Source organism: Rudanella paleaurantiibacter, from assembly GCF_009184635.1.
GTDB lineage: Bacteria > Bacteroidota > Bacteroidia > Cytophagales > Spirosomataceae > Rudanella > Rudanella paleaurantiibacter.
This window is the reverse complement of record NZ_WELI01000003.1, coordinates 36,343-61,174: the sequence shown is the minus strand read 5'-3', so window position 1 is coordinate 61,174 and position 24,832 is coordinate 36,343. Positions and strand designations below refer to the sequence as shown.

The 24,832-nt window shown below is 54.5% G+C and carries 21 protein-coding genes; 5 read left to right on the top strand and 16 right to left on the bottom strand.

Annotation, left to right across the window (positions count from 1 at the left end; all coding sequences use genetic code 11):
• Positions 1-308: 308 nt before the first annotated feature.
• The 4 genes from F5984_RS09025 to F5984_RS09010 all read right to left on the bottom strand — a co-directional run bounded on the left by F5984_RS09025 (position 309) and on the right by F5984_RS09010 (position 6,128).
• Positions 309-1,616 carry an MFS transporter gene (locus tag F5984_RS09025; RefSeq protein ID WP_152123954.1) on the bottom strand — a complete coding sequence of 436 codons (1,308 nt, stop codon included), beginning with the start codon at positions 1,614-1,616 and terminating at the stop codon, positions 309-311.
• A gap of 78 nt (positions 1,617-1,694) precedes the next feature.
• Positions 1,695-2,732 (bottom strand): sugar kinase, encoded by a 1,038-nt coding sequence (locus tag F5984_RS09020; RefSeq protein ID WP_152123953.1) that lies wholly within the window; start codon positions 2,730-2,732, stop codon positions 1,695-1,697.
• Positions 2,733-2,895: 163 nt separating this feature from the next.
• Positions 2,896-4,575 (bottom strand): UxaA family hydrolase, encoded by a 1,680-nt coding sequence (locus F5984_RS09015; RefSeq protein WP_152123952.1) that lies wholly within the window; start codon positions 4,573-4,575, stop codon positions 2,896-2,898.
• On the bottom strand, positions 4,572-6,128 hold the full coding sequence (locus tag F5984_RS09010) for a tagaturonate reductase (RefSeq protein ID WP_152123951.1): 1,557 nt from the start codon (positions 6,126-6,128) through the stop codon (positions 4,572-4,574). The genes F5984_RS09015 and F5984_RS09010 overlap by 4 nt, the downstream gene beginning before the upstream one ends.
• Before the next feature lie 287 nt (positions 6,129-6,415).
• Between F5984_RS09010 and F5984_RS09005 the strand changes: the two genes are divergently transcribed.
• Positions 6,416-7,429: a LacI family DNA-binding transcriptional regulator gene (locus F5984_RS09005; protein ID WP_152123950.1), complete on the top strand. Its 1,014-nt coding sequence runs from the start codon at positions 6,416-6,418 to the stop codon at positions 7,427-7,429.
• A 560-nt stretch (positions 7,430-7,989) separates the two neighbouring features.
• On the opposite strand, the gene F5984_RS09000 is transcribed toward F5984_RS09005, so the two are convergent.
• The 5 genes from F5984_RS09000 to aat form a co-directional block, all read right to left on the bottom strand.
• Positions 7,990-9,936: a DUF4350 domain-containing protein gene (locus tag F5984_RS09000; protein ID WP_152123949.1), complete on the bottom strand. Its 1,947-nt coding sequence runs from the start codon at positions 9,934-9,936 to the stop codon at positions 7,990-7,992.
• On the bottom strand, positions 9,929-10,273 hold the full coding sequence (locus F5984_RS08995; protein ID WP_152123948.1) for a cupin domain-containing protein: 345 nt from the start codon (positions 10,271-10,273) through the stop codon (positions 9,929-9,931). Before F5984_RS08995 ends, F5984_RS09000 begins: the two co-directional genes overlap by 8 nt.
• Positions 10,274-10,353: 80 nt before the next feature.
• On the bottom strand, positions 10,354-12,687 hold the full coding sequence (locus tag F5984_RS08990; RefSeq protein WP_152123947.1) for a glycosyl hydrolase family 28 protein: 2,334 nt from the start codon (positions 12,685-12,687) through the stop codon (positions 10,354-10,356).
• 578 nt (positions 12,688-13,265) lie between these two features.
• Positions 13,266-13,703: a hypothetical protein gene (locus F5984_RS08985; protein ID WP_152123946.1), complete on the bottom strand. Its 438-nt coding sequence runs from the start codon at positions 13,701-13,703 to the stop codon at positions 13,266-13,268.
• 89 nt (positions 13,704-13,792) lie between these two features.
• On the bottom strand, positions 13,793-14,422 hold the full coding sequence (gene aat / locus F5984_RS08980) for a leucyl/phenylalanyl-tRNA--protein transferase (RefSeq protein WP_152123945.1): 630 nt from the start codon (positions 14,420-14,422) through the stop codon (positions 13,793-13,795).
• A 397-nt stretch (positions 14,423-14,819) separates the two neighbouring features.
• On the opposite strand from aat, the gene F5984_RS08975 reads away from it, so the two are divergent.
• The 4 genes from F5984_RS08975 (at position 14,820) to F5984_RS08960 (ending at position 18,542) form a co-directional block, all read left to right on the top strand.
• A complete protein-coding gene (locus F5984_RS08975; protein WP_152123944.1) occupies positions 14,820-15,524 on the top strand; it encodes a GNAT family N-acetyltransferase in 705 nt (234 codons plus the stop codon).
• A gap of 34 nt (positions 15,525-15,558) precedes the next feature.
• A complete protein-coding gene (locus tag F5984_RS08970) occupies positions 15,559-15,870 on the top strand; it encodes a hypothetical protein (RefSeq protein ID WP_152123943.1) in 312 nt (103 codons plus the stop codon).
• Positions 15,871-16,022: 152 nt separating this feature from the next.
• The gene (locus F5984_RS08965; protein ID WP_152123942.1) at positions 16,023-16,373 is read left to right on the top strand and encodes a hypothetical protein; all 351 of its coding nucleotides are present in this window, start codon (positions 16,023-16,025) and stop codon (positions 16,371-16,373) included.
• A 195-nt stretch (positions 16,374-16,568) separates the two neighbouring features.
• Entirely contained in the window at positions 16,569-18,542 is a 1,974-nt protein-coding gene (locus F5984_RS08960) for a PAS domain-containing sensor histidine kinase (protein WP_152123941.1), read from the top strand.
• Between the two features lie 3 nt (positions 18,543-18,545).
• On the opposite strand, the gene F5984_RS08955 is transcribed toward F5984_RS08960, so the two are convergent.
• From F5984_RS08955 to fucP, 7 genes are all read right to left on the bottom strand, one after another.
• A complete protein-coding gene (locus tag F5984_RS08955) occupies positions 18,546-20,327 on the bottom strand; it encodes an ABC transporter ATP-binding protein (RefSeq protein ID WP_152123940.1) in 1,782 nt (593 codons plus the stop codon).
• 102 nt (positions 20,328-20,429) lie between these two features.
• Complete coding sequence (locus tag F5984_RS08950) at positions 20,430-20,630, bottom strand: helix-turn-helix transcriptional regulator (RefSeq protein WP_152123939.1); 201 nt, start codon at positions 20,628-20,630, stop codon at positions 20,430-20,432.
• On the bottom strand, positions 20,627-21,106 hold the full coding sequence (locus F5984_RS08945; RefSeq protein WP_152123938.1) for a hypothetical protein: 480 nt from the start codon (positions 21,104-21,106) through the stop codon (positions 20,627-20,629). Before F5984_RS08945 ends, F5984_RS08950 begins: the two co-directional genes overlap by 4 nt.
• Before the next feature lie 113 nt (positions 21,107-21,219).
• A complete protein-coding gene (locus tag F5984_RS08940; RefSeq protein WP_152123937.1) occupies positions 21,220-22,299 on the bottom strand; it encodes a beta-N-acetylhexosaminidase in 1,080 nt (359 codons plus the stop codon).
• 72 nt (positions 22,300-22,371) lie between these two features.
• On the bottom strand, positions 22,372-23,130 hold the full coding sequence (locus F5984_RS08935) for an endonuclease/exonuclease/phosphatase family protein (protein WP_246168884.1): 759 nt from the start codon (positions 23,128-23,130) through the stop codon (positions 22,372-22,374).
• Positions 23,127-23,453 carry an L-rhamnose mutarotase gene (locus F5984_RS08930; protein WP_152123936.1) on the bottom strand — a complete coding sequence of 109 codons (327 nt, stop codon included), beginning with the start codon at positions 23,451-23,453 and terminating at the stop codon, positions 23,127-23,129. Before F5984_RS08930 ends, F5984_RS08935 begins: the two co-directional genes overlap by 4 nt.
• A gap of 77 nt (positions 23,454-23,530) precedes the next feature.
• Positions 23,531-24,796 (bottom strand): L-fucose:H+ symporter permease, encoded by a 1,266-nt coding sequence (gene fucP, locus F5984_RS08925; RefSeq protein WP_185155461.1) that lies wholly within the window; start codon positions 24,794-24,796, stop codon positions 23,531-23,533.
• Between the last annotated feature and the right edge of the window lie 36 nt (positions 24,797-24,832).

Sequence of the window (24,832 nt, the reverse complement as noted above, 5' to 3'; positions counted from 1 at the left end):
TAATTTGAATAAAGAAGGACCTGAAATCAGAACCTATTCACTCGTATACCTCCCTGATTTTATACCCCCTGGTTGGACCTGCCAACTATTTAATTGGCTTTTTTTACGCAATCGTTGCCGGGAACGTTGCCAAAAAGACACTTTCAAAGACGGATTTGGAATAATCCGCTCAGGGCTTGCTCCGCTAACGCAGCAGACCTTGCCGAAACGATGCTTAGTGACCCTGAGTAAATTGTATAATTCCCATAAGCAAACGGGGCACCACCCCGTAGAGTAGCGCCCCGATCTAAGGACTGAAATCGTCTTATTTATCTTACACCCACTGGCTCGGCTGCTGAGAGGTTGACCGGCTCCATGCGTGGGGCGAAGAAGTGCATGCACAACCAACCCGCGAGGTACGCAAAGCCGCAGATGATAAACAGAACGTTGTAGCCGCCGGTGAGGTTACCGGCCTCTTTGTAGCTATCCAGCAACGCCCCGACCAGAATCGGGAACAGAATGCCGCCTACCGAACCGGCCATGCCGCCGATACCGACTACCGAGCTAACGGCCCGCTTCGGGAACATATCCGATGCCGTGGTGAAAATGTTGGCGCTCCAGGCCTGATGCGCGGCTGCCGCCAGACTAATCAGGGCAACGGCCTGCCAGATGTTGGTAGCAAACTGAGCCAGCGTAATCGGAATTACGAGCAGGGCAAAAATGAACATGGCTGTTTTACGGGCCCGGAAAATAGGCATACCGCGCTTAATAAAATACCCTGACAGATACCCCCCGCCAATGCTACCAATCGTTGTGGCAGTATACACCACCACGAGTGGCAACGACGGTTTTTTGAGATCCAGGTTAAACGTAGAAGCGAAGTAGCTGGGCAACCAGAACAGGAAGAACCACCAGATCGGGTCGGTGAGGAACTTGCCCAGAATAAAGGCCCACGTTTGACGGATTCGGAAGAGTTGTCCCCAGCTGACCGACTCGCCGGTGGTTACCTCCTCATCGTTATCACTGTGAATATACGCGTATTCTTCCTGACCGAGCCGGGGCTGTTTGGCGGGCGATTCGTAGTAAATCCACCAGAAAATAAGCCAGATAAAACCAATGGCACCGGTAATGATAAACGCTTCCTGCCAGCCGTAAGCCCCCAGAATCCAGGGAACCATAACCGGCGCTACCACCGCCCCAATATTGGCTCCCGAGTTGAAGATACCCGTTGCGAGGGCTCGCTCACGCTTGGGAAACCACTCAGCTACCGACTTGATGGCGGCCGGGAAGTTGCCCGACTCACCCAGACCCAGTACGGCCCGCCAAACCCCAAACCCAATGGTGCTGGTGGCTACGGCGTGCAGCATGGCGGCAATACTCCAGACGATGATCGAAATGATATAGCCCATTTTTGAGCCAATCTTGTCAATCACCCGGCCGAACAGGAGCAGACCCAGCGCGTACGAGGCCGAGAAGGCCATTACAATGCGGCTGTAGTCGGTTTCTGTCCAGCTAAATTCGGACTCCAGAGCCGGTTTGAGCAGGCCGATAACCTGCCTGTCGAGGTAGTTGATCGTTGTGGCGAAAAAAAGCAGGGCCACAATGGTCCAGCGATAGCCGCCTTTGGGTTGATTCATAAAAGTTTGAAGGTAAGACGTTTAACGATAGGGGTGCCCGGTTGGGGCGGATAAGAAAGAGACTAGTAAACAAACAAATTAAGAGGTAGGCGCTGCCGATCGGCTATGTTGCAACCGCTGCCGAACGTCGGCCTCTGTCTGGGCCGAGGCATCACCGAACTCCTGTAACTTACCCACAGCAGCCGCAGCGGCAAAGTCGATAATGGCTTGTGGCTCGTGCCTGTTGTAATGCCCGTAAATAAGGCCCGCCATAAAGCAGTCGCCACTGCCTACCTTGTCGACGACCGAATTGAGCAGAAATTCGGGGGCCACGTACGTTTGCCCGTTGGTATGCAGGGTGGCGTAGTACCGGATGCCCCCCGGCGGGTTATCGAACCGGAAGGTGTTGGCCACGATCCGGCAACGCCCGAACCGCTCGCGGATGGCGTCGGCTGTTTGGGCCGCATGGGCTACGTACTGTTCCGCCGTCCAGTCGTCGGTGATGTTCGGGTCGAGCGGCATATCCAGTAAGGTGTGTGCGGCCCAGATGTTACCCATTACCAGATCGCAGTGTTCTACCAGGGCGGGCATGATTTGGGACGGCCGCTTGCCATATTGCCAGAGTTTGGCGCGGTAATTCAAATCCATCGAAACGGTGATGCCTTTGGTGGAGGCTACGGTCAGCAGTTCGAGGCAGGCATCGGCTACGGCCTGGCTCAGAGCCGGACTAATGGCACTCACGTGCAGCCAGCTGATGCCGTCGAGTACGGCTTCCCAGTCTACCTTACCGGGAGCCAGCTCCGAAAAAGCCGAGTAGGCCCGGTCGTAGATGACACCCGCATTTTTGAGATCAGAACCCTGTGGTAGGTAGTAACTCCCCACCCGGCTCCCAAACCGGGTCATGCCTGCGGTGTCGATTCCCAGCGTTTGAATCTGGTTCAGCATATCGTCGGCCAGGGCGTTGTGGGGAAGCACGGTATTGTAACGAACCGGTACGTGCCAGTTTGCCAGAGCAGTAGCTACGTTTAGTTCGGCCCCGCCTACAAATACCGGCATGGTTGCCTGCCGAATCCATTCGCCATTGGCATGGGGCGAAAAGCGGAGTAACAACTCACCAAAACAACAAACTTTACTCATTCACAAGAAATGGTTAACTGAACCGGCGAACCGGATTATAGTGCAAAGAGCATTTATAAGCCATTACTTACCCTAACTCCTTGCTAAAAACCGGTTTTTGTGGGGTTTACCGTGTAGAAAGTGGGGGAAAGTAGTGATTTTTTGGTGGCTCGATCTTGGCTTTTTAAAGCGATACGCCCCGTTTCCAGGGAATAAAATCGTCTTGTCCGTGCCGCACGGCCGCTACGTCTGTTTCGCCACTCGCTACCCGGATCATGTAGTCGAGGAGCCGCTCGGCCACGGCTTCGATGGTTTCCTGCCCGTCGATGATGGTGCCGGTGTTAATGTCGATAATGTCGGGCATGCGGTTGGCCAGGGCGGTGTTGCTGGCCACCTTTACCACCGGGGCAATCGGGTTGCCCGTTGGGGTACCGAGCCCCGTTGTAAACAAGACGAGGGTAGCCCCGGAACCTACTTCCGCCGTGGTCGACTCCACATCGTTGCCGGGTGTGCAGAGCAGATTAAGCCCCGGTTTACGCACCAGTTCTGGGTAGTCGAGCACATCGACCACGGGCGAACTACCGCCTTTGCGGGCCGCCCCGGCCGATTTCATCGCGTCGGTGATGAGGCCGTCGCGGATGTTGCCGGGCGAGGGGTTCATGTCGAAGCCCGAGCCGGCTGCTTCGGCCCGCTGTGCGTAGGTGCGCATGAGCGACTGAAACCGGCCCGCCAGTTCGGGTTGTACGCAGCGGTCGCACAGTTCCTGTTCCACTCCGCACAGCTCGGGGAACTCGGACAGAATCACAGTGCCACCCAGTGCCACGAGCCGGTCAGATACCTGACCCAGCACGGGGTTGGCCGAAATGCCAGAGAAACCATCGGAGCCGCCACATTCCAGCCCTACGCAGAGTTTGCTCAGAGGGGCAGGTTGTCGCACACACGCATTGGCCTGCATGAGTCCGGCAAATGTTTGCCGGAGAGCCTGTTCCATCAGGGTGACTTCGGTGCCTATGCTTTGTTGCTCCAGAATGTACAGCGGGCGCGGGTCGTTGGGGCTGCGTTTGGCAATTTCGTCCTGCAACATGGCAACCTGCGCATTCTGGCAGCCGAGGCTCAAAATGGTGGCCCCGGCTACGTTAGGGTGCGTAATGTAGCCCGCCAGTAGCCCACAAAGCGCCTGTGCATCCTGCCGGGTGCCGCCACAGCCTCCGTCGTGGATCAGAAACTTCACCCCGTCGACGTTAGGGAATAACTGCTGAGGCCCGTGGGGTGTGGCGGTGCTACCCCCGGTGGCTGAGAAATGGGTATCCAAAATCTGTTCTACGGTTTTTCCGGCCCGCACCAACTCAATCAGCTGGTTGGTGTGTTCGGTGTAGCTGTGCCGCCGGGCGTACCCCAGATCGTGTACCAGAGCCTCCTGAAGTACCTGAATATTTCGGTTCTCGCAAAACACCAGCGGGATCACCAGCCAGTAGTTAGCCGTACCCACGCGTCCGTCGGCCCGGTGATACCCCATAAACGTTCGGGCTTGCAGGTGGCTCACGTCCGGTGCGGCCCAGTTTTGGTGCAAATCGGGTGAGGTAGTCGTTGCGATCTGGTAGCTGTCGGTCGCATGCTGAACGTTGAATGTAGTGAGTCGGCCACCGGCCCGAATCGCGTGTTTGAGCGTACCCACCCGTACGCCGTACATGCTGACGGCACCGCCCGGAAGGCTGTCGGCGAGGGTCAGTTTATGTTTGGCCGGAATGGCCTCGGTCACGGTCAGGGTGGTATCTTCCCAATGAACAATTTCGCCCGGTTCGAGGTCTTTCAGCGCAACCAGGACTGTATCGTTCGGGTGTATTTTTAAAACGGATTGACTCATTTGTCGAGTAAAACGGATTTGGTAAAACGGGCCGCCAGGGTGGCGTAAAGTCCCTGATTGAGAAACTGTTCGAGAGCCTCATGTACGCGTTCAGCAAAACCCGGCAACAAAGTCAGGTCATGCCCCCATAATGATTTGTTGCTCAGTACTGTACTGACTACCTGTGCCGGTGTTGATCGCGACCATATGTCGGCGAAGTAGCCCGCTTTCTCATCCTGAATCGGGTAGGGGGTACCGTCGCGGTCACCGTACCAGAGACCACCCGATTCGGCAGGCTGATGTGTGCCCCGCATGAACAGGAGGTAGGCCGCAAACCCCAGCGGCATGTAGGCCGGTGTGGTACCCAACTGACGGTAGTACTGGAGCAGGGTAGGCACGTTGCGCATCTGCATTTTGGCGGTGTACTGCATCGTAATGGATAGCCAACGGTGTTCGATATACGGATTCTGAAACCGGTCGAGTACATCGGTAGCAAAGCGTTGGGCCGTTTTTTCGTCTACCGGGTAGGGGATGCCCGGCAGCAGTTCGGCCAGCATGAGCGACCGGATAAATGCTCCCATGGTTTCGTCGTCCATAGCCTCACGAACCGTATCAAAACCCGACAGCCAGGCCATGCCACAGCTCAAGGTGTGGGTGCCGTTGAGCAACCGTAGTTTTAGCTCACGGAACAAACCGATGTTGGGCCGGATAAACACGCCCGCATCGGCCCGGCTGAACGATAGCACCTCAGTTACCCGGCTCGCATTGGGGCCGTCGGGTACCTCAATAGCCCAAAGGCGGTACACTTCGGCAATGGTCAGCAATTCGTCGTCGTAGCCGAGTTGGTCGGCCAGGTCGTGCAGGGTAGTGGGGTCGGGGCGACCCGGCACAATCCGGTCGACCAGCGAGTTGCAGCAGGTATTGGCCGATTCGAGCCAGTCGATAAAATCGCTTTCAAGGCCGTTGCGGTGCGCCAGTTCGAGCAGAATGGCTTCGAGCCGGGCGCCGTTGTCGGGAATCAGTTCGGTGGGTACAATCACGAGTCCCCGGTCGCGGTCGCCCCCAAAAGCCTGGTAGCGGGCGTACAACACGGCGAGGAGCTTACCCGGAAATGATTGCGGGGGCGTTTGCCGAATGTCGTCCTGTACGAGTTGAATGCCCACCTCGGTGGTGTTCGAAATCACCAGTTTCAGGTCGGGGTTACCCGCCAGCTGAAGCACCGATTCCCATTCCGTTCGGGCCGATAAAACCCGGCTGATGGCCGAGCAGATAACGTTTTCCTCGACGGTACGGCCTTGTTCGACCCCTCGGATACAAAGCGTGTAGAGGTTGTCCTGCCGCCGAAACGCGGTGAGGTCGCCCCCGTCGGTCGATTTGACGACTACGATGCGGCCGTTGAAGATACCCGCCCGATTGGCTTTGTCGATCAGGTAGTCGGGCAGGCCCCGCAACAAGGCTCCCGTACCAAATTGAAGCACCGTTTCGGGCAGTTGCAGTAACTGCTCAGGGGTTGGGCGGGCGGCCGCAGCGGACGGTTGGTCCAGCAGGTAGTTTAGCGAAAGATCATTGGTCATGAGCCCTGTCGCCGGCGATAAACCGGATTGTCTTTTTTCAATCTGTATCGATAAAGAGTGCCCGGTTCTGGAAAAGCCGGATAGGTTAAGAATAGCCAGTCTGGAAGCTCGCCCGACGGGTTAGGCTGTATTTATTCATGCAATCGTTATCGGGAACGTTGCCAATTTGGCTTCCCTGTGGGTGGGTTGGGGGCTTATCAGTAGATTTGGTCTCTAAAACCCTCCTACTGATGACTCAGCGACGACGGGTTACTTTATCTTTTTTTGGATTTTAGCGAGAATACGCTTTGGAGGCAGTTACCATAAAAGACATCGCCCGGGCCCTGAATCTGTCGACTTCAACGGTATCGAGGGCCCTGCGGGGAAGCTATGAAATCAACCCCGAAACCAAGCGGCTGGTGATGGAGTATGCCGAGCGGATGAACTATCGGCCCAACCCGATTGCACTCAGCCTGAAAGAAAACCGCAGCCGGGTGATTGGCGTGATTGTACCCCAGATTGCGAACGATTTTTTCTCGCAGGCCATCAATGGCATTGAGGCTATTGCCTACAACCGGGGCTACCACGTGATTATCGCCCAAAGTCACGAGTCGTTTGAACGTGAAGTAGTTACGGTGCAGCAGTCGGTGGCGCGTAAGGTGGATGGGCTCCTGATCTCGCTATCGAGCGAGACCAACGATGTGAGCCACTTGCAGGAGTTACGGCAAAAGAACTTCCCGATTGTTTTGTTCGACCGGGTGTCGGATGAGCTGGATACCGTAAAAATTGTGTCGGACAACTACGGGGGGGCGTTTGCCGCTACCGAGCACCTGATTCGGTCGGGGCGTCGGCGTATTGCGCACGTGACCATTCCGCCGTACATGTCGATCACGCAGGAGCGATTGGCGGGTTACCGGGCGGCTCTGGAACAAAACGGGTTGCCGTACGATGAGTCGCTGATTCGGTATGTGGGGTTCGGGCAGCACGAAATTGACCCGATTGTCGACGATTTGCTGGAGCAGTCGCCCCCGCCCGACGCTTTTTTTGCCGCGAGCGACCGACTGGCGCTCGGGTGTCTGGCTACGCTACAGGCTCGCCGGATTGTGATTCCCGAGCAGGTATCCATTGTGGGTTTTACCAATATCGGGGTAGCGCATCTGCTGTCGCCCCCGATGAGTACAGTGGTGCAGCCCGCGAAGGAGATCGGTCAAACGGCCGCCGAGCGACTCATTGAACTGATTGAGCGCAAGCAAAAAGCCGCCCCCATTGGTACCGTCCGTATTCCGACGCAGTTAATAGCCCGTCAGTCGAGCGGGGTGTGATTACCAATAAGTCTATTGCTGAATCTTTACCACCCCCTGCTCCCTCCTGAAATAAGGAGGGGGAGCGGAAACGTCCATATCGACGAATAAAAGGGGACAGTACTGGACAAAATGAATACCCAAGCGATTGAGGTAACCAAAAATTGAACGCAGATGACGCGGAGCAGGCATATGTACACCGATTCTCTTTATCAATCCGCGAAAATCGCCTTAATCCGCTTCATCCGTGTACCAATCTTTTGAATTTAAATAGCACGCGGATAACACCGATTTAACGAATTCGCGCTGATAAGTAGATCAGCGAAAATCGGCTTAATCCGCGTCATCCGCGCGCCAATTTTTGAATTTAAATGGCACGCGGATAACACCAATCTAACGAATTCGCGCCAATGAGTAGATCCGCGAAAATCGCCTTAATCCGCTTCATCCGTGTACCAATCTTTTGAATTTAAATAGCACGCGGATAACGCCGATCTAACGAATTCGCGCTGATAAGTAGATCAGCGAAAATCGGCTTAATCCGCGTCATCCGCGTGCTAATTCTTCACTCAATCTCTCAATTATTTTCGCAGAGCCGCAGCGTTCGAGGGCACTTGCTCCAGTAGCCACGTAGCCAGCTCTTTACCGGCTTTGAAGTTCTCGTAGCGGGCCGGGATTCTCCGTCCATCCACGTATTCGTTGTACAGCCAGGGGTCACCAACGGCAAACACGGTTCCTTTGCCTACTTTGGCAACGGCCATGATCACATCCCCACCGTCTGTCACGACTGCCTTAGCCGGGGCCTTCACCGATAGGGGAGACAATTCTTTGATGTACACCGTACGGGTGGTCGGGAATAGGGGTAACCCGGCTGGAATGGTAATTTGCCCTTGCTCGAACTGATCTTTCTGGACCATGTTGCGGTTTTTGGGCAGAAACTGAATCCCGAACTGAGCCGCCAACCGGTTGAAGTTTTTGTGTTCGCAGTTGGCCGTATCGTTGGCCATCAGCACAAGCGTACCCCCCGCCCGCACCCAGTCGGCAATGGCTTTGGAGTCGGCTTCCGAAACATAGTTGGGTTGGGCCGTCTCCTTCGGGGTGTCGGGGTCCACAATAATGTACACGTCTATGTTTTTGAGGGCCGCGGCTCCCGGAGCTGTAGGTACCGAAACGGTTTTGGCCCCGAGGTCGCGGAAGGTGTTGCCCCACCACCAGAAGCCTGAGTGGAGTTTGTCGTCCCAGGTGTAATGGAATGGCTCCTGCTCGCCCAATATCCCTTTCCGAAATTCATGGTTGAAATACGTATCAACGGCCACCGTTTTGCCAACGCCCACGGCAGTTTGCCCCGCTGCCCCGGCAATTTCCAATTCAACGCTCGCCATAATAAACGGCCCAACACCCTTCAGGTCGTCTTGCCGGAGCGGCTCGCCTAAGTAATACTCGTAGCTGCCATCGCGGTAAGGCGTACCGCCCAGGCCGCTCACACTTACCGTTTTTTCAAGGTGAATCAATCCCTTGCTATCAGTCGAGATAAAGTTTTTGAGCATGCCAGCGTACCCTTTGCGGGCGTAGGATAGCATCGACGCGGGCAGGTATCCCAGCCGGACACCCTTTGCCAGCGCATACACAAACATGGCTGTTCCTGAGGCTTCGAGGTAGTTGCCGGGGCTACCCATGCGGTCGGTGACCTGATACCAGGCTCCTTCTTTCGGGTCCTGGTATTTCACCACGGCGGGCATGAGCCGTTGCAGAATCGCGATCACCTCGCCCCGGCGCGGATGCGAGGCCGGAATATAATCGAGCACATCGACCAGAGCCATGGCGTACCAACCCATAGCCCGGCTCCAGAAGTTGGGCGACTTGCCGGTTTGGGGATTCGCCCATTTTTGTTCGCGGCTTTCGTCCCAGCCGTGGTACAGCAGGCCCGTTTTTGCATCGCGGCTGTGCTGCTCCATCCAGACAAACTGATTCACGATGTCGTCGAAATTTTTCGACTCGCCAAACAGCAGGCTGTATTCGGCATAAAATGGCTCGCCCATGTACAAGCCGTCGAGCCACATTTGGTATGGGTACCGTTTTTTGTGCCAGAAACCCCCTTCTTTAGTTCGGGGTTGTTGAGCCAGTTGCTTCCGAAGCAGGTCGGCGGCTTTGCGGTATTTTTCCTTGCCCGGCAACGACTGCTGATACAGCAGCAGTAGCCCCCGGCCCGGTGTCACGTGGTCGATGTTGTAATCTTCCAGCTTGTACGTGCGGATAGTGCCATCGGCCGTAACGTACCGGTCGAGGTTTTTCTGGATGTACTCGAAATACCGGTTGTCGCCGATACGGTACCAGACCTGCTCAATTCCCCGTAGCACTACGCCCATTTCGTATTCCCAGCGGGCGTCTTTTTTCTCTTTGGTGTACGCAATAGAGTCGGCATGCGTAGCCATCACAGTAGCGGCCATGCGCTCCGACCAGGGCGCTGTTTGGGCGTAGGCGGCCATACTCAGGCCCAGCCACGCCAGTAGGGTGAATCGTTTAGTCATGGTTCAGAAAATCTTCCCGCATGGGCGTAAATACATCGACCAGTACGCCCGCTTCGAGGCACACGGCACCGTGCATCACATAGGGCGGAATGTAGTAAGCATCGCCGGCTTTGAGCTCGCGTTTGGTGCCGTCGATGTCGATTTCAAAGCGGCCGCGTTCCACGTAGCTGATTTGGGTATGTGGGTGGTTATGCAGCGTGCCGATGCCGCCGGTTTCAAAGGCTACTTTGACCATCATCAGGTCGTTGTCGAACGTCATGATCTGGCGTTTTACCCCTTCGCCAGCTGTTTCCCAGGCCAGTTCGCCTGCGTCGACAAAGCGTTGTTCTCGTTGCATTCTATCGGTCGTTAAACCCGGTGTTGTTCAGGCGCGATGGCCCGTTGGGTGTACACGTAAAACGGTTTGGAGGTGTTCGTTTACTTGGCCAGCATAGCCGCCGTAGCCTGACCGCCAAACTCGACATCTTTTTTGGCCTTTGTTTTGTCGGTATTCAGTAGCCGGATGTTTTTTGAGCGGTCGCCGAGTAAGCGTAAGAGCAAATCGACATTGTCGGCATACCGAATCCCGTCGAGGGTCAGGTTTTTGCTGTTTTGCACGGTCATTACGGTTTTGGCTTTGGTGAGCAAGGTCACGTTTTTGAGCCGGATATTGTCGGCTTCCACGCACACCAGCCCGGCATTGGCCTGCAATACGGCATTTTCGATGTCGATGTCTTTGATGGCCATTTCGGGCAAACCCCGGATCAGAATGCCCGTTTCGGCACCCTGACAAACCACGTTGCGGATGTGAAAATCGCGGAATTGTGGGGTGCCGTCGTTCAGGGGCTTAGCCTCAATGGTGGGCAGCTCGTTCGACTCGCCTGCCTGCGGTACGGGGTCTTTCGCCATGTAGTACATATCGAACAGGATGGCCTCACCCGGAATGTTGGTCATGTTGATATCCGACACGTAAATCTTCTCGACAATGCCCCCGCGTCCGCGGGCTGTTTTAAACCGCAGCCCCACGTCGGTTCCGAGGAAATTGCAGTTCGATACAAACAGATTCCGCACCCCGCCCGACATTTCGCTGCCGATCACAAAGCCACCATGCCCGTGAAAAACGGTATTGTTGCGCACCACAATGTTTTCGGTCGGAACACCCCGCTTACGGCCTTCTTCATCCTTGCCCGATTTAATGCAGATGCCATCGTCACCCACGTCGAGCGTACAGCCCTCTACCAGCCCGTTTCGGCACGATTCGAGGTCGATGCCATCGCCATTTTGGGCGTACCACGGGTTCCGAATGGTCAGGTTGCGCAGGGTAATATGGGCACAAAGCACCGGGTGCAGGCACCAGGCGGGTGAGTTCTGAAACGTTACGTTTTCGAGCAGCACCCGTTTGCACCGGGTAAGCACGAGCAGGTTGGGCCGTACAAATTCCTTTATCTCTTCGGTATTCTGCAAGGTGTAGCCCTCGGCAACTACGCCCCCCCGTTTGGCCGATGCGCCCTTGAGCGCTCGCTCGGTAGGGTACCAGGTTGTTTTTTCAGCGTCGAGCAAACCACCCGATTTGAGCAGGTTGGCCCATTGTGAACCGGTCAGCTTACCTTTCTTTACCGGCCGCCAAACTTCACCCGCACCGTCGAACACGCCTTGGCCCGTGATACCGATATTGTCGAGGTCGGTGCCGGAAATAGGGGCCTGCGCCCGAATCGCTTCCACGCCTTCCCAGGTGGTTTTGACCAGCGGAAAATCGGTGGTGTTCCGGCTAAACTGCACCAGCGCTCCGGCCTGTGTGTGCAGGTTGACGCCACTTTTGAGCGTAATAGGACCGGTAAGCCAGAAGCCCTTTGGAATCAGGACGGTACCACCCCCGGCCCGCGCACATTGCTCAATGGCGTCGTTGATAGCGCGAGCGTTGTTGGTCACTCCGTCGGCTACGGCCCCGTACCGCACAATGTTGAACGTGTCTTTCCGAAAAGCCGGCTCGGCTACGTGGGGTAATTCATACGCGTACTTACCCGTGAAAGGCGATGCTTTCAGAAACGTAGCCAGTGAGCTTACGTTTTGCCGGATACCGTCGGCTACCAGACTGGCCATCACGGCTGCACCGTAGGGCGAGAAGTGGGTGTTGTCTTCTTTCCCGTCGGGAAACTTGGCGTACATTTTGGTGGGCAGGTGCATAAACAAGGCTTTGGATTCCTCCACACCATGTTGAACAAGAGCCTCCCGGCTGCTGCTGTGCAGATCGATAAGGGGCACGCGGTATTGCTTAGCAACGGCCTTCACCACGCCGGGGTATTCTCCGTGCTGATCGACAAACTGACCGGCCTGGTCAAACTTACGGCGCATCACGGGCGTAATCAGCACCGGGTTAGCCCCCTTGGCGCGGGTTTCCTCAATGTACCGGATCAGGTTTTTGCGATAATCGGTCTGAGCGGCTGCAAACCGGGTCGTGTCGTCGGCTTTCTGATCGTTGTGACCAAACTGAATCAAGACCCAGTCGCCGGGGCGGAGGTTGTTCTGAACCGCTTTCCAGTGTCCCAGCGTCCGAAAGCTTTTGGTGCTTCGTCCGTTTACGGCATGATTTTGCACCTCTACGGCTTCGTTAAAAAACGTCGGGAACACCATGCCCCAACCCGTTTCGGGCGCGTCGAACGGGCGTTTATCCGCAATGGTCGAATCGCCGATGAGGAAAATACGAAGCTTATCATCAGCCGGACGAAAGGCCGTCAGAATCAGGAGAAAGGCAAGTCGTGATATGAATTTCATTACCGAAACCGGTTAAATCGTTTAGCCCTGAAATTAGATTATGGCAAGAACAGGTATTGCCAGCCGGGAAACCTGTTAAGGCCCCGGCTGGATAAGATGCCCCCAAAAAAGAGACGTAACCTCGCCGGGCTTTAACTTTTTTTACGCAATCGTTCCCGGTAACGATGTCGTTATGGCTCTCATCCGACGGTTATTGGCAAATGGGTCCGTTTTGAGTCAGCAAGCCACCTACCAAAAAAGCAGCCTACGTAGGCTGCTTTTTTGCACTTTCTCGGCTTTGCCGAATATTGGCGTGAATGATTGATCAGGCTGTTGCTTACTCTGGTTCCTGTGGTTAATTACTGCTGTGAAATCTCTGCTGTGGGTTTTCGGGTGTGGAGGGGTTAAAACCACTGCCAAGGTATAGAGGAGTTAAAACCACTGCCAGGGTCTTTGACCACTGGCAGGGTATGGAGAGCTGAAACCCTGCCAGTGGTCGAAGACCCTGGCAGTGGTTGATGTTGACATTGGTTGATGGCGGCTATTCAGCGGTTGTACAGATTGAATAAACCGTAGACGGCCTCATGACTCAATTACATCTACTGCTTCGTCACCCTCAGTACGGCGGTTTGCTTCGTGTCGGTAGTGGTGCCGGGGTAGGGGCGCACCTCAGTCAGCAATACCTTGTACGTGTCGGGGCCCAGTTGCAGCGTAGTTGAGTCTTTGTCGTGCAGCCCTTTGGTACCGCATTCACCCAGACATAATTTGCCCGACTGACTCAGGCTTCCCTGACTGAGGGTAAACGTAACGTCGGCATTACCGTACCGAATACAAACGGCATTGGCCGGGCATCGGCTATCCTGAATGGAATTGACCTGAACGGTCGCATTACCGCCAACCCGCGCCGACCCGTTGAGCTCTACCGCAACAGGTTGAGTAGTCGATTGGGTAGCTACTGTGGCTTCTTTTTCGCAGCTGAAGAAGGTTAAACCGCCCAATAGGAGGGCCAGAAAGGAAGTTGATCGAGTGGAACGCATGTGTAAACGTGTTTACTGTTGTCGTTCTGAAGACCCTCGATCTACGCGAATGGTTGGAATCAATACGAAAATTATTGCCGTTTGTCTGTTTAATCTTCTGCGTGAAAGTTAAACAGGTGTTCAAGCATGGGTTCGCTGAACCGGGCTTTCCGTTTGAGTGCCTGCTTTAACAGTTTGAGGTACTGATTCTTAGGTATTTCAATCGCGCCAAAACGCCGGACATTATCATTAATAAACTGAGTGTCAAGAAGTTCGAAGCGCTGTTCGCGTAGAATCATGATCAGGTAGTGGAAGGCGACTTTCGAGGCATTGTCGACTTCGTAGAACATCGATTCGCCGAAAAAAGCCGCCCCGAGGGCCACCCCATATAGGCCACCGACCAAACGGTCATCTATATACGTCTCCACACTATGGGCTAAACCCATCTGGTTGAGGGTGGTGTAGGCACTGATAATTTCTTCGGAAATCCAGGTGCTGTCGTCGTCTGACCGAGGTACAGCACAACGGCGCATAACCTGTTCAAAATCAGCGTTTATGCGGATTTCAAAGGTTTTTTTGTTCAGCACCGGGCGCAATGATTTGGCCGGTTTGTACGTTTCAAGCGGTATAATAGCCCGGGGGTCGGGCGAGTACCAGTATAACGTACCATCGGCGTCGGCCATCGGAAAGATACCGTTTAAGTAACCGTAGATGAGATCGTCGGCGGTTAATTGATTCATTAAGTTTTCGGCTGGCGCTTGATTTTGACAAAGATATATAAATAAAATCCGAATCTTACAATAATTGATTGTTAATTATTTGGGCATTAAAAGTGAACCATGCGCAAAAAAATACGTTTTATTCATTGCACAAGCCCGGCAATTTATCTAACATTGTCGGCTTTTTCAGGCTCATCTGGCCTATCTAATCAGCGATGACGAAACCGAACGACATAGCGGCCTTTTATCACACAACGCCCTATCGAGTCAGGTCCGAAAGGACCATCTAATCGCTTTTGCCTACGTGGCAGAACTCCTCCGCTATTCTTTTTTTATTCATCACTAAGCCAACACACGGGTCACAACGTCCCCGGTTGCGGTAAACGTCACAACGTTTTTCGTTGCCCAATAAATGACGATGATTAATCACGAAGTAGTCAACGACCAGTATATCGTACAGATTGCCAGCGAGGATCACCTCCGCCTGGCCGAGACCATCTGTCAGGAAATGGAACGCAGCGCCAAAGCCCGGGGCACCGGTATCGCTAAGCGCTCGCCCATTTATGTCATGGAAAAAATGCTTGAAGGCAAGGCCATTGTCGCTACGACACTGGCTGGCGAATGGGTCGGCTTCTGCTACATCGAGACCTGGGAGCACGGTAAATTTGTGGCCAACTCGGGCCTAATCGTGCATCCTGATCATCGGAAAAGCGGTATTGCGACCCGGATCAAGGCCAAAGCATTTGAACTGTCGCGCAAGCGGTTCCCCAATGCCAAAATCATTGGGCTAACCACCAGTCTGGCTGTTATGAAGATCAACTCTGATCTTGGGTATGAGCCAGTGACTCTGAGCGAACTGCCTGCCGACGAAGCGTTCTGGAAAGGTTGTTCGAGCTGTGTCAACTACGACATCCTGAACCGGACCAACCGGAAGCACTGCCTCTGTACGGGTATGCTCTACGATCCCGAGCAACATCGGAAAGAGGAAAAGAAAGAAAACTGGAATTTTCTGAAAGAATCGAAATTATATGAACGCTGGATGAAGCTGAAAGAGCGGATTTTGCTCCGGTTTCAGGATCGGCAGCGCGCCCGGCGGCACGACCGCGAGCTGGAAACAGCTTAGTTTTTAATGCTTTCTAAAATTGGTTGATAAAAGAATGAGTAATAAATCAATAAGACCAGTAGATAGGCTGATTTTACAAAATCAAATTATCCAAAGTCAGATTTTGGAGCACTTGAGTTTAACAAATGTGGGGCATATGAATCATTTTGCTTCGCTAATGCTTAACTTAAGTTCTATGGCGGCTTCGATAGGTATGCCTGCGTCACAAAGAGAGAAAATTTTACAGAATGTTCAAGTGGTATTGGATAATATTGATAGACTGGAAGGGTTGAATAAGCACATCTCACATTCAATTGCAGCAATGGAGCAAGAGATAGAGAACTTAGAAAATCAGAACAGTTTATGAGGAGTTTGTTTTAGCTGGCTTTAGTAAAAACAAAATCTCTCAGTAAAAGAGCACTAAAACCCCGGTTCCTCAGGGCCGGGGTTTTTTCGTGCCCAAACCCAAACAGCTTTTCCGGTAAGCGGTTATTATACGTATACCAACAGACTCAACACATGGAAAGCTACGCACCTAGTCCCGATGATATGATGAACCAGAATTCCAGCCGGGTGCCCACCGGGATGGAGCAGGACGTTCGGGCCGACGAAGATATTATTGACCAGACCGGGTCAGAGCCGGCTGCCGCCGATACCGAGTTGCAACGCGCCCCGGTAGAGCCTCCGCAGGTCGGCCAATCGACGCCGGTCGATGATTTAGCCAGCTCTATTGCTTACGCTCTCGACGGCTCGGGGCGGGGCGAAACGAACCCGGTGTCTCCGCAGCAGGGGCCAATTGGTCCCGAACACAAACCTATTACGGAAGGAACAACGGGGGCAAGCCTGCGCGATGAGGAAGACGCCCTCTGATCGTTGGATTCCTGATTGAGCCGGTTTCCGATTTGCGCAGTGAGACTACTTGGTTTAAGTAAACCCATTGGCTAATGTTTTAACTATTTTCTCGTATGAAGAAAATGGTATTCTTAATTTGACGCTGTTGCTCGCCAGTCGTTTTGTCGCCCAGATTTTACGGATAGTTTTTGGCGGGTTTGCTGTGGCTGTACCATGCCTGACTCTATTTTACACATTGAATCAAACGAAAACGGGCCGCGTTTAAACCGACTATTAGCGTCGGTATTCATGCAGGTGCCGTCGGCTATGGCGGTGGTGCAATGGCCTGAGTTGACCTTCGTATTTGCCAATCCACGCTATCAGACGCTTTTCAGGCGTTCCTCAGAGCAGCTGAATGGGCGTTCGATTAAAGAGGTATGGCCCGAAAGCTCAGCCTATGCTATTGATCGGGTAGGTGAATCGGGGAAACCGCTGACCATTGCCGAATATCCTATTGAGGTACAGGGCTCTGATGGAGGCTACCGGGTTTTGTATTATCAATTTGTGTTTCAGCCGATAGCCGTCGAAGGTGATACCCCAACGCATTTGGTTATTCAGGCAACCGATGTGTCAGAGCAGGTGTATGCCCGGCAACAATTGGAGCAGAGTCAGGACCGGTTTGGGGCGGCTATTGCGGCCGTGCAGGGTACGTTGTGGACGAACAACCCGCGCGGGGAGATGGAAGGGGCTCAGCCCGGCTGGGCCGCTCTGACCGGGCAATCGTACGATGAATACCAGGGGTACGGATGGTCCAGAGTTGTACACCCCGACGATGCGCTCCCCACGATCCGGGCCTGGAACGAAGCTGTCCAAGAACGGCGTATGTTTGTTTTTGAGCACCGGGTTCGGGCCAAAGGCGGGCGTTGGGGGCAGTTCACGATTCGGGCTATTCCGCTGTTTGATCGGGAGGGGGCTATCCGGGAGTGGGTGGGTGTGCATACCGACGTTACCCAGCAGCGACAGGCTGAGGCCGCCCTCCGCGAAAGTGAAGAGCGCTTCCGAATTATGGCCGACGCGACCCCGACGCTCGTCTGGACCTGTAATCCCGACGGCTCGTTTAAGTACGTGAACCCGCAGGTGCTGGCGTATCTGGGCATGTCGGAAACGCAGGTTTTCCCGCTCAGCTATACCGATCTGCTGCATCCTGATGAGCGCGAATCAGTTGGGCTGGCTTTCCGGCAGGCCATTCAGACGCTGCAACCCTACACACTCGAACACCGATTACGGAAGCAGGATGGTTCGTACCGGTGGTTTCTGGCGCAGGGGGCTCCAAGCCAATACCCCAATGGGGAGTTGTTTGCCTATGTGGGCTCCTGGATCGACATACACGAGCAAAAGCTCTCGGCTGAACGGCTGGAGCAGGAAGTGGCCGACCGTACCCGCGAACTGGTAAAGCTGAACCGGGCCCTCGAACGGTCGAACGAATATCTGCAACAGTTTGCTTACGTAGCCAGTCACGACTTACAGGAGCCGCTGCGTAAAATCCAGTATTTCGGGGGGCACGTGCTCGAACAGTACGGCCAATTGCTGCCGGCTCCCGCGCAGGATTTGCTCCGGCGGATGCAGAATGCGTCGGTTCGGATGGCGAATCTGATTCGGGACTTACTGGCTTACTCGAAACTATCCACACAGTCCTTGTCGGCACAGCCGCAGAATTTCGAGTCGGTGGCGCTTAAGGAGGTTGTGGCAGAGGTTCTCAACGATCTTGAGCTGACCATTCAGGCCCGAAAAGCCCAAATAGACGTGGGTGAGCTGCCCACCGTGTTGGCCGACCGGACGCAGATGCAGCAACTGTTGAGTAACCTGATGGGGAATGCGCTCAAATACACCCGCCCCGGTACCGACCCTGCGGTGCAGATCGGGAGTCGGCTGGTTGAGGCTCACGCTTCCCATTTGCCTGCGTCCCTTTCCCAGTCAGACAAGCCATACTGGGAAATTTGGGTAACCGACAATGGCATCGGTTTTCAGGAAAAGTATCTCGACAAGCTGTTTCAGATGTTTGGGCGGTTACACGGCCGCAGTCAGTACGAGGGGTCGGGTATCGGACTGGCAACCTGCAAACGAGTAGCCGAAAACCATAACGGGGCCATCACTGCGCGCAGTGAACCGGGGCAGGGGGCTACGTTTCTAGTGTATCTGCCGGGGTAGAAATCAGGCCATTTCCTTGTACTGCATTCGGTACAGGTTAGCATAGGCACCTTCCCGTTGCAGAAGCTCCTCGTGTGTGCCCTGCTCCACCAGATGCCCCTTGTCCACCACAATGATGTTGTCGGCTTTCTGAATAGTCGATAGTCGGTGGGCAATCACAATAGCCGTGCGGCCTTTCATGAGCTTTTCAATGGCCCGCTGAATGAGTTCTTCCGTTTCGGTATCGACCGACGATGTGGCTTCGTCCAGAACAATGATGCGCGGGTTTTGAACCATGGCCCGCACAAACGAGATCAACTGACGCTGCCCGACCGAGAGCGTGGCCCCACGCTCCATCACGTTATATTGATACCCGCCCGGAAGCCGCTCGATGAATTCGTGTACCCCTACCAGTTTGGCCGCTTCGATCATACTTTCGCGGCTGATGGTAGGGTCACCGAGGGTGATATTGTTCTCAATCGTGTCGGAAAACAGGAAAACGTCCTGTAATACCACCCCGATGTTTCGGCGCAGGGCTCCCAGCTCGTAGTCGTGCAGGTCGCGGCCATCGATTCGGATGTGTCCCCGATTGATGTCGTAAAACCGGCTCAGGAGGTTGATAATCGACGATTTGCCCGCGCCGGTGGCCCCCACAAACGCTACGGTTTCCCCTTCATTAACCCGGAACGATATGTCGCGGAGTACCCAGTTTTCGTCGTTGTAAGCAAACCAGACGTTTTCAAACTCCACCTGACCCCGAAGCTTTTCGGGTACGTACGAACCGTTGTTCTGGGTGTAATCGTCGCTGTCGAGGAGTTTCAGGATACGATCGGTACTCACAATACCCATTTGTAGGGTGTTGAACCGGTCGGCCAGCATTCGGATAGGCCGGAAAAACAGGTTGATAAACATCACGAAGGCCGTAACCGTCCCGAAGGTAACCTCGCTGTTCAGAATCTCGCGGGCTCCGTACCAAACCACCAGCCCCGTACCAGCCGCCGACAGAATATCGGCCACCGGAAAATAAATAGAGTAGTACCAGATAGAGCGGATATTGGCTTTGCGGTGCTCATCGTTGATGGCGCGGAACTTCTCGGCTTCGATTTTTTCACTACCGAATATCTGGACAATGTTCATGCCTGTAATGTGCTCCTGCACAAAGGCGTTGAGGTTAGCCACAGCCGTCCGAACCTCGTTGAACGAAGCTTTGATCTTTTCCTTAAAAATGTAGGTACTTATCAGCATGAGCGGCACCATCGACAGGCTAATGGCCGCGAGCCGCCAGTCGGTGTAAAACATCACGCCAATGATTAGAACCAGCTGGAGGATATCGCCCGCAATGGCGGCCATACCCTCGCTGAACACATCGGCCAGCGTTTCAACGTCGGAGATGGTGCGTGTAACCAGTCGGCCAATGGGGGTATTGTCGAAAAACTTGAGCCGGAGGTGCAGAATTTTGTGGTAAAGCTGTACCCGAATATCCCGGATTACATGTTGCCCCAGCCAGCCCGAGAGGTAGGTATTCGAAAATTGCATGACAGCCTGCACCACCAGTACCCCAACCATAGAAGCCAGCATGAGCGATAGCCCCTTGTAATCACCGGCCGCAATTTCATTGTCAATTGTGTACCGAATCAGGAGGGGCGTGACGGGTGCCAGAGCGGCTGCCAGCATGATAATCAGCACCAGCAGATAAAACCGGCCCTGATATGGTCGGATGAATGCATAGAGTCGGCGGAGGGTAGCCAAATCGAAAATCCGGCCAGCCGGAGAGCCTTCGGCGGTACTTTTTTGTGGTTCGCTCACGAGGGTTTGTAACGTTCTTCTGGGAGGCTAACAGCCAAAACCCACCGAACGTTTCCTATAAGTGGAGTGCTTTCATGGTGATCCCAGACTTCAGACCCAAAATCAATCCCCATCCTCCAACTGAAACACCTCCTCCACCCGTACTCCGAAAAGGTGTGCCAGTTTCAACGCCAGAATCGTGGAAGGTACGTACCGGCCCGTTTCGATGGAGTTGATGGTTTGTCGGCTCACACCAATGCGCTCGGCAAGGTGGGCCTGGGAAAAGTTATGCTCGGCGCGCTGCACCTTCAGGCGGTTCTTCATAGCGCGAGTAGTTGGTGATTATGGCGGTACATGAGCCACCGCATCCGGGCAACAAATACGATTAGTAGGGTAAACATGTTGTACGAAAGGACTAGAATGAATTCAAGCCCATGCGCCAGAATGATGAACAAGGCCAAAATGGCGTAATTAACTACCACACTCCATTGCAAAGCTTCCAGCCGCATACGGCTTATAAATTCATCTTCGATACGCTCGCGGGAGAACGCGATTAGAAACAGTCCTATCAGGGTACCTATGGCAGCTAACTCATTCGTGAGGTTTATTACCGGTGGTTCTTTTTTTACAGTAAGTCCAGCGAGTGGATCGGAAGTAATGAAGAATTCAGGTAACGGAACCGTCAAGAAATCGAGGGTAAAATCAAAGTTGAGGGTCGCGATGCCTAATAAAGCTGCCGGGATAAAGATTAGCCAGCCCACATAGCGGGCCCGATACGGAAAAAGCAAAGAGTGTAGCATGAGTATTGACAAGTTTAGTTGTTTGAATGTAAAACTAACTTGACAAATAGAATATTGTACTTGTCAGGACGATCTTTCTTAGTATTCGGAAATAAACGGTGAAAAAGAAGACTTCAAGGGCGTTTGGGGGCCGTAAAACGGGGCAATGCCTGCCTGAATTTTCCCCAGTCTTTGGTTTGAAGAAATGTCCAGGCCACCTCAGCGGCTGCGGCCAACCGGGGTTGAAGGTCCTCAAACGGATGGCTCGCCGGGCCGGGATGAATATAGCTGTAGTCGACCCCCAGAATTTGCGGCTGTAGCTCTGCGGGCATCTGATCGGGTACGGGGTCGAACCGGTACACCCGCTCGACCGGGAGGGTAGTGAGGGGCTGACTCAACTCTGTTTCGGCCCGACTGGCGTGGATTAGTTGTTGACCTGCCCGGGCCGCTTCGACCAATCCCCTTGCCGAACCTTGCCAGAACCGCACCGTGCCTCCGGTAGCGAGTTGGTACACGCGCGATGTCTCACCCGATAGGTTTGCTTTTGGTTTGGTCCGTTCCACTACAGCCAGGATATGCCGTTCCTGGGCATACCGAATTAACTCCTCAAGTTGTGCCGGGGGGTACTCCCCGCCAGTAGGTTCGGCGGGTGCCGTGCCGGGGTTTAGCAGCAGATGAAACCGGTTGAATTTGTGCCGGGCTAATTGATCGAGTAGTGTTTTGATCCGCTCGGTGCCTGCGCGGTACGTTCGCTCATCGAGGGTGAACGAACGCCAGCCAAAGCGGGGCTTGTCGCGCACGAGTAGGGCCGGAATTTGGCGGTTGTCCGTGGCCGGAAGCACCTGCCGGAGTGTTTGCAGGCCATAAAATACCCCCGCTGGGCTGCCACCCGTGAGCGTAATGCGTCGACCCGAAATGTGGAGTTCGTATCCTTCGGGGCCAAGGGCTTCCCGGCGCGCTGTATCTACGGTGAGCAGAATATCGGCTTGCCGGGCTTTGGCAGCGGATGTTAGATGGGGCAGACCCGCCTGTTGCCAGTAGGCTTGCAGAACCTCTCGTTCGGTGGTGCAGGCCGCCGAACTCCAGATGCGCAGGCCCGGCCGGATGCTAAACTCGCCCCGCTCGGGCTGTACCACAGGAGCCTGCGGAATAAGCCGAATCTGAGCCAGTGCCGAACTGGCCAAAAACACGAGGAAAAGCGGCAGAAATCGCATCGTACAGTGGGGTTGCCAGGCTGTAAGTTAGGCGAAAAGGCCCAAGAGAAAAAGCCCTCTGCAAACGGTTACTCAACGCAGGCGAAACGTAGCCATGACCGGGTAGTGGTCCGACGTAACGTTTTCTTCCACAATGCGGTAGGCTATCTGCCCAAACTCGCCGTTGGGGCGGGTCATGATGTAGTCGAAGCGTGATACCAGATCGGGAAAGGTAACCCCGTCGTTGTTAACCCCGGCGTAGCGCCAGTAGCGGGCCATTTGCCGAATCACGGGGTCGTCGGTATGGCCGTGCAGGTCGCCTACCCAAACTACCGGCTGAATACTGTCTTTGAGCAAAGCCGTAATGGCGGCCGCCTGCGCCAGCCGGTTTTGGATAGAATGCGGGTCGAGTTTGGCTGTGCAGAACCGAACGGTTTTGCCACCCGGCAGCTCTACGTACGCACACAGCAGCACCCGGTTGGCTCCGGTTTCGGGGGAGGGGAGGGGTAACGTCTGGCTTGCAATAATGGGGTGCCGCGACAAGATTGCCAGTCCGTGGCCGCCCTGCGCTTCGGTAACGGCCCGGCCAAACACGGCGTTGAGCCCCGTTGCTTTGGCAAGGGCCTGTACCTGGTTACGACCTTGACTGCGGGCTGTGACGCTGTCAATTTCCTGAATACCAATGATGTCGGCGCGTTGCTCCCGAATCAGTTGTCCTACTCTGACAAGGTTACTTTTATTTTGGGTATTGAGTCCATGCCGGATGTTGTACGACATCAGGGTAAGACTTTGCGACAGAGCTGTTAGGTTAACCAGCAAACAGATAATTAAGGCCAGAGAGCATCGCGTCATAGCGCAAAGATACGCTCCATCAGCATCCATTTTTCGCCCGGTTTGGCGGTTGGGAGGGCTTGCTGATACTGCCACATGAGCCCTTCCCACTCCTGTACCTTGGGGTTTTGGGCGTCGGCCTCCGCTTTGGCCGCAAACGAAAAGGTCTCGTTTGTTTCCATAATCATGAAAAGTCGGTTGCTCACCCGGTAAATCTGCATATCGGTGATGCCGCTGTCGCGGATGCTGGCTTCAATTTCAGGCCAGATTTTCTGATGGTATCGCTCGTATTCGGCAATCAGAGCGGGGTCGTCAACAAGGTCGAGTGCAAGACAATAGCGCATAAAAGAAGGGGGGGGAAGGAGGAAAGGAGAAGGGAGGAAAGGAGGAAGGGCTTTCTTCTCCCCTCCTCCTTGCCTCCTTATTTATATCCCCGCCAGCCGAACCAGGCTACAACGCTGAAACAGAGCAGCGGGATTATGTATGCCAGTTGAATGTTGCTTTGGTCGGAAATCCAGCCCATCAGTAATGGGAACAAGGCTCCGCCCGCAATGGCCATTACCAACAGCGATGAGCCCAGCTCCCGGTCTTCTTCGAGCCGGTCGATGCCGAGGGCAAAGATGGTCGGGAACATGATCGACTGGAAAAACGGTACCGCGAAAACGGCCCATACCGCCAACTCCGACTCTACCGTCATGGCCACACCCAGCAAGGCCATGCTGATGAGCGAATACAGGGTAAGCAAGCGGTTGGCGGGGATAAAGCTGGTCAGGAACGTACCCACAAACCGACCAATCAAGAAACCAAGCATGGCGTAGCCCAGCCAGTCGGCGGCTTGTTTTTCGGGAACGTTGCTCGTGTATTTGGCAAACCGGATAAAAAAGCTCGTTACGCAGACCTGCGCCCCCACGTAGAAAAACTGTGCCCAGATACCCGCTACCAGGTGTTTGTGCCGCAAGGCCGTGCGCAACGATGCTGTGTTGCCAGCCTCACGGTTCTGCACGTCGGGCATTCGGGTAATCACAAACAAGCCCAACACGGCCAGTACCACAATGGCGATGATAATATAGGGTAGCTTTACCGAATCGGCTTCAAACTGAAGGTACCCATCCAACTGAGCGGGCGTCATGGCGGCCAGTTCGGCTTCGCTGTGCTCAATGCCGCTCAGGATGAATTTGCCCCCGATGAGTGGAGCCAGAAATGCCCCCAGTCCGTTGAACGATTGGCTCAGGTTGAGTCGGGTAGTGGCCGTATTGGCGGGCCCCAGAATGGTCACGTACGGGTTGGCTGCCGTTTCGAGAAAGGCACAGCCCGAGGCAATGATGAACAGCGCCCCCAGAAAAAGCAGGTACATCCGGGTATTGGCGGCCGGCACAAACAGCAAAGCCCCCAGCGCGTAGAGGGCCAATCCGGCCAGAATGCCCTGTTTGTAGCCGTACTTCTTCATAATAAGCCCCGCCGGTACGGCCATCAGAAAGTAGCCGAGGTACACCGCCGAGTCGATCAGGGCCGATTGGAGGTCGGTGAGCTGACAGGCTTTCTTGAGGTGCGGGATCAGGATAGGCTCCAGATTGTGCACAAAAGCCCACAAAAAAAACAGGCTGGTAACCAGCGCAAACGCCACTTTGTGGTTTCCGGCCTGAGCCGTCGGGTTGGCAGTACTCACCGAAGGGGTAGGAGAAGGCATAAGAGCAGAAGGGAAATAGGACGTGTTTATGGGGTG

What these genes read in the sequence shown, in the direction of transcription:
- F5984_RS09025 (WP_152123954.1), bottom strand. Translation starts at nt 1,616, where the DNA reads ATGAATCAACCCAAAGGCGGCTATCGCTGGACCATTGTGGCCCTGCTT.
- F5984_RS09020 (WP_152123953.1), bottom strand. Translation starts at nt 2,732, where the DNA reads ATGAGTAAAGTTTGTTGTTTTGGTGAGTTGTTACTCCGCTTTTCGCCC.
- F5984_RS09015 (WP_152123952.1), bottom strand. Translation starts at nt 4,575, where the DNA reads ATGAGTCAATCCGTTTTAAAAATACACCCGAACGATACAGTCCTGGTT.
- F5984_RS09010 (WP_152123951.1), bottom strand. Translation starts at nt 6,128, where the DNA reads ATGACCAATGATCTTTCGCTAAACTACCTGCTGGACCAACCGTCCGCT.
- F5984_RS09000 (WP_152123949.1), bottom strand. Translation starts at nt 9,936, where the DNA reads ATGACTAAACGATTCACCCTACTGGCGTGGCTGGGCCTGAGTATGGCC.
- F5984_RS08995 (WP_152123948.1), bottom strand. Translation starts at nt 10,273, where the DNA reads ATGCAACGAGAACAACGCTTTGTCGACGCAGGCGAACTGGCCTGGGAA.
- F5984_RS08990 (WP_152123947.1), bottom strand. Translation starts at nt 12,687, where the DNA reads ATGAAATTCATATCACGACTTGCCTTTCTCCTGATTCTGACGGCCTTT.
- F5984_RS08985 (WP_152123946.1), bottom strand. Translation starts at nt 13,703, where the DNA reads ATGCGTTCCACTCGATCAACTTCCTTTCTGGCCCTCCTATTGGGCGGT.
- aat (WP_152123945.1), bottom strand. Translation starts at nt 14,422, where the DNA reads ATGAATCAATTAACCGCCGACGATCTCATCTACGGTTACTTAAACGGT.
- F5984_RS08975 (WP_152123944.1), top strand. Translation starts at nt 14,820, where the DNA reads ATGATTAATCACGAAGTAGTCAACGACCAGTATATCGTACAGATTGCC.
- F5984_RS08970 (WP_152123943.1), top strand. Translation starts at nt 15,559, where the DNA reads ATGAGTAATAAATCAATAAGACCAGTAGATAGGCTGATTTTACAAAAT.
- F5984_RS08965 (WP_152123942.1), top strand. Translation starts at nt 16,023, where the DNA reads ATGGAAAGCTACGCACCTAGTCCCGATGATATGATGAACCAGAATTCC.
- F5984_RS08960 (WP_152123941.1), top strand. Translation starts at nt 16,569, where the DNA reads ATGCCTGACTCTATTTTACACATTGAATCAAACGAAAACGGGCCGCGT.
- F5984_RS08950 (WP_152123939.1), bottom strand. Translation starts at nt 20,630, where the DNA reads ATGAAGAACCGCCTGAAGGTGCAGCGCGCCGAGCATAACTTTTCCCAG.
- F5984_RS08945 (WP_152123938.1), bottom strand. Translation starts at nt 21,106, where the DNA reads ATGCTACACTCTTTGCTTTTTCCGTATCGGGCCCGCTATGTGGGCTGG.
- F5984_RS08940 (WP_152123937.1), bottom strand. Translation starts at nt 22,299, where the DNA reads ATGCGATTTCTGCCGCTTTTCCTCGTGTTTTTGGCCAGTTCGGCACTG.
- F5984_RS08935 (WP_246168884.1), bottom strand. Translation starts at nt 23,130, where the DNA reads ATGACGCGATGCTCTCTGGCCTTAATTATCTGTTTGCTGGTTAACCTA.
- F5984_RS08930 (WP_152123936.1), bottom strand. Translation starts at nt 23,453, where the DNA reads ATGCGCTATTGTCTTGCACTCGACCTTGTTGACGACCCCGCTCTGATT.
- fucP (WP_185155461.1), bottom strand. Translation starts at nt 24,796, where the DNA reads ATGCCTTCTCCTACCCCTTCGGTGAGTACTGCCAACCCGACGGCTCAG.